This is a genomic window from Polynucleobacter sp. 35-46-11, assembly GCF_002281105.1.
Genome location: NZ_NCFJ01000177.1, coordinates 1 through 4641 on the forward strand (window position 1 = coordinate 1; position 4641 = coordinate 4641).

At 46.9% G+C, this 4641-nt stretch carries 3 protein-coding genes; all 3 read left to right on the forward strand.

Annotation, left to right across the window (positions count from 1 at the left end; genetic code table 11):
• Positions 1–7 precede the first annotated feature (7 nt).
• The 3 genes from B7Y67_RS11190 (at position 8) to B7Y67_RS11205 (ending at position 4596) form a co-directional block, all read left to right on the forward strand.
• Complete coding sequence (locus B7Y67_RS11190; RefSeq protein ID WP_293598711.1) at positions 8–658, forward strand: CoA transferase subunit B; 651 nt, start codon at positions 8–10, stop codon at positions 656–658.
• A gap of 65 nt (positions 659–723) precedes the next feature.
• Positions 724–2544: an alpha/beta fold hydrolase gene (locus tag B7Y67_RS19515; protein ID WP_363927025.1), complete on the forward strand. Its 1821-nt coding sequence runs from the start codon at positions 724–726 to the stop codon at positions 2542–2544.
• Positions 2545–2559: 15 nt separating this feature from the next.
• Positions 2560–4596 carry an HD domain-containing protein gene (locus B7Y67_RS11205; protein ID WP_293598710.1) on the forward strand — a complete coding sequence of 679 codons (2037 nt, stop codon included), beginning with the start codon at positions 2560–2562 and terminating at the stop codon, positions 4594–4596.
• The last annotated feature ends 45 nt before the right edge of the window (positions 4597–4641 follow it).

The following is a 4641-nucleotide window of genomic DNA, read 5'->3' on the forward strand; positions in this document are numbered from 1 at the left end:
GATTGATATGCCTTGGAATAGAGATGAAATGGCAGCACGTGCTGCTAAAGAGTTAAAGGATGGTTACTACGTCAATTTGGGTATTGGTATGCCAACCCTAGTGGCCAATCACGTTCCAGAAGGAATGGAAGTGTGGCTCCAATCTGAAAATGGATTATTAGGTATCGGCCCATTTCCAACGGAAGCAACCATTGATGCGGATTTGATTAATGCGGGCAAGCAAACGATTACGACTTTGCCTGGCTCTTCCATTTTTTCTTCGGCAGATTCGTTTGGAATGATTCGTGGTGGAAAAATCAATATTGCGATTTTGGGCGCAATGCAGGTGAGCGAGCATGGCGACTTAGCTAACTGGATGATTCCTGGCAAGATGGTGAAGGGCATGGGCGGTGCTATGGACTTAGTTGCTGGCGTGAAGCATGTGGTTGTCCTGATGGAGCACGTTGCGAAGAAGAAAGACGGCACAGAAGAAATCAAGATTCTGCCTAAATGCACTTTGCCATTGACTGGTGTAGGTGTTATTAGTCGCATCATTACTGATCTGTGTGTGCTTGATATCACTCCTAAGGGTTTGAAGTTGGTGGAGTTGGCGCCAGGTGTTACTAAGGAAGAAGTATTGTCCAAAACAGGTGCCCCTGTAGATACAATGGGTTTCTAACCTTTTCTACTAGATAGTGAAATAATGGGGTCAATGACCCCATTTCTATTTCTAAAGAGCCTTATATGAGTGCTGCAGACCATTCGCTTCATGCACACAAGCAGGGTGATGCCAAACACTCTCATGCCAAGCAGGTTTCCAATCAAAACCTCCTGCTGATTGCTTTAGTTCTGACATTAGGTTTTTCTGGTGTTGAGGGTGCTGCAGCTTATTTTGCAAATTCATTGGCCTTGATATCAGATGCAGGTCACATGGTGACGGATGCGGCTGCACTAGGCTTAGCCTTACTAGCCCAAATTATTTCTCGTCGTCCCCCATCACCAAAACATTCATTTGGATTTGGTAGAGCAGAAGCGCTTGCTGCATTTGTAAATAGTATTGCGATGTTGGCATTGGTCGCCTGGATTATGGTGGAGGCAGTGAGCCGTTTTTATGATCCGCACCAAGTAGATGGATTGACAGTCACAGTGGTAGCTGCGATCGGCTTGCTGATGAATATCGTTGTGGCTTGGGTACTTTCGCGTGATAAGAAAAGTGTTAATACACGTGCGGCCTTAGTGCATGTTATGGGTGACTTGTTAGGCTCTGTAGCTGCATTGATTGCGGGTATTGTTATCCAATTGACTGGTTGGATGCCAATCGATGCAATTCTCTCCATTTTGGTTTCGTTACTGATTTTGAAATCTACCATTTCCATCTTGCGTGAGTCATATCACTTCTTGATGGAGGGTGTACCTTTACATATTGATTACCTGCAAGTGGGCAATGATCTCAAAAACGTGCCTGGTGTTTTGGCAGTGCACGATTTACACGTCTGGGAAATGACACCAAGTTTTCCAGCACTCATTGGTCATATTGAAATTGATCAGATGAGTGAGTGGCCAGAAATCATGGCGCGCATCAACGAGATGTTGTTGAGTAAACATGGGATTGACCACGTCACTCTACAGCCTGAGATTGCCGGTATGGTGGATGAACATACGCATGATGAGCAATTGCATGATGAGATTAAAAAACCCAATGTGATTCATTATGGAGATAGCTTCTTTGTCACCTGCGCTAGCCCCGATGGTCCGCATCGCATGGCGTATCACGCCTGGGGAAATCCTAGCAATCCAAAGGTATTAGTTTGTGTTCATGGCCTGACTCGTAGGGGTAGTGATTTCAAAACTCTTGCGCAGGCGATGAGCAATGATTACTACGTCGTCTGCCCTGATGTAGTAGGGCGAGGTGATTCTGATCGATTGAAGAACCCAATGCTCTATGCAGTGCCGCAATACGTTGCAGATATGGCAAGCTTGATTCAGCACCTTGGTGTTGCTCAAGTTGACTGGTTTGGAACTTCGATGGGTGGTCTCATTGGTATGGTTTATGCCTCGATGCCTAAAAATCCAATCCGTCGTATGTTGATTAACGATGTGGGTCCACGGATTGAGCCCGAGGCCATTAAACGCTTAGGTTCTTATGTTGGCCAACCTTTTAGCTTTGCTAATCGCGCAGATGCGCTGCAGCGCCTAAATGAGATCTGCGCATCGTTTGGTAGCCATACACCAGAAGAGTGGGAAATTTATAACGGACCGATGCTCGTGCAAAAGGATGGTCTTTGGGTAATGCACTATGACCCTGATATTTCTGTACCGTTTGCATCTGTTAATCCGATTATGGCGAAGGCAGGTGAGATGGCAATGTGGCACGCCTTCAAGCAAATTCATGTCCCGATGCTGATTGTGCGTGGCGGTGAATCAGATTTGCTCTCAGCTAAAACAGTGGCTGAGATGTGTAAGGTCAACCCCTACATTCGGAGTATTGAAATTCCGGGGGTAGGTCACGCACCTGCTTTTGTTAAGTCAGAACAAGTTGCTTTAGCAAAAGAATTCTTTAGTTAAGGATTTCAGTCTTCCATGTCAAATGCTGGCAATGTACCTGAGAGCATCAAAATCATTGATGGCTGGTATGGTGAGCCCTCTGAAAATCATGCTGCTGGTGTACTGAGTATTCTCAAGCTGCTTCATCTGGACGAGGCAACATTAACTGCCGCAAACAATATTGCTCGAACCCATGGCAAAGAAGCGCTGATCAAGTTGATTGGCGAGGAGTCAGCAAGACTTCTAATTGGATACCGTGGCCTCAGGCAGGCTCAAGCCAAACTCGTTCGTAATGATGGTGGTCTCAGCATCTCTGGGCAAGAAGAAATGCTCAGAAAGATGCTGTTGGCCTTTGGTGATGACTTGCGCGTCGTGCTCATCTACCTTGCTTCTCGCTTGCAAACCTTGCGCTGGATTACCCAAGAGAAGATGGAGATGCCAAAAGCATGGGCTCAGGAAATTCTGAATATTGACGCATCGCTCGCGAATCGTCTCGGTATTTGGCAAATGAAATGGGAGATGGAGGACTTGGCATTTCGAGTTCTGTCTCCAGAGATCTATCGAGACATCGCCAAGATGCTGGATGGCAAACGCATTGAGCGTGAATCATTCATTGAGCAGATTGTCAGAAAGCTCAAAGAAGAATTAACTGCCGCACGTATTGAAGGTGAAGTGCAGGGTCGCCCAAAGCATATCTATAGCATCTGGAAAAAGATGCAGGGCAAGTCACTCGATTTTGCCAATCTCTACGACGTCAGAGCATTTAGGGTTCTGGTGGAGGATATTAAATCCTGTTATGCAATTTTAGGAATAGTGCATAACGTCTGGCAGCCCGTACCGCGTGAGTTCGATGACTATATTGCAAGGCCTAAACCCAACGGTTATCAATCTTTGCATACCGTAGTGATGGATGAGCATGGCACCGCATTTGAGATTCAGGTGCGTACCAATCAAATGCATCAACAAGCAGAGTATGGATTGGCTGCACACTGGCGTTACAAAGAGGGTGCTTATGTTGGGGCTGCAACTCCGCCAAAAAATAAACCCACATCCAATACCCCAAGTACACCAAACCCAAATCATCAAACTGGCACACATAGTGCAGCAGTAGCCTATGAGCGCCAGATTGCTTGGGCTAGACAGCTGATCTCCTGGAAAGAAGATGCCTGGGAGCAATTGAAGCACCATGAGATTGATGACCATATTTATGTTCTAACTCCGCTTGGAAAAGTAATCTCCTTGGAGAAAGGTTCATCACCTATCGACTTTGCGTATGCAGTTCATACCGATCTGGGGCACCGCTGTCGTGGTGCTCGAGTTGATGGTGCCATGGTGCCATTAGATACGCCGCTACAAAATGGTCAGACCATAGAAATCATTGCGGTGAAGCATGGTGGTCCCTCACGAGATTGGATAAGCCCTAATCGCAACTACTTACGCTCGCAGCGTGCCCGCACTCGTGTGCGGACTTGGTTTAATGCCTTGGATGATGAAGAGGCTGGTGCTAAGCCTGCTGAGGTCAAAGCTGAGCAAAAGCCAGAGGCTAAGCCGATCACATCAGTACCAGAGATTATTCTGAAGCAAAGTACCCGCAAACAAGGTCAAGCAGGTGATGTGTTGGTCGTTGGGGTGGATTCATTGTTAACTCAATTGGCTCGTTGCTGTAGACCAGTCCCGCCAGATGCGATCGCAGGTTTTGTGACTCAGGGTCGCGGTGTATCGATTCATAGAAGATCCTGTAAAACTTTTAGAGGTTTACTGGAGCGAGCGCCGGAGCGGGTTATTCAAACTGCCTGGAATGAGTCGACCCCAGAAACCCCATCAACTAATGATCCAAAACGCGTATTCCCGGCAGATCTGGCTGTCACTGGCCTGGATCGTCCCGAACTCATGCGCGAGTTATTTGAAATCCTCACAAGGCAGGGCATTCATGTGATTGATTTGCGTAAATCAGCCAAACGAGGCCTTGCTCAAATCCTATTGACCGTGGAAATTAAGGACTCAGAAGCCTTACGTTTAGTTCAAAACAGTCTTGAAGAGGTCAAAGGGGTGACCCAAGTGCGCCGCCGGTGATAAACTCTATGGCTATATAGGCTCGTAGCTCAGCTGGTTAGAGCA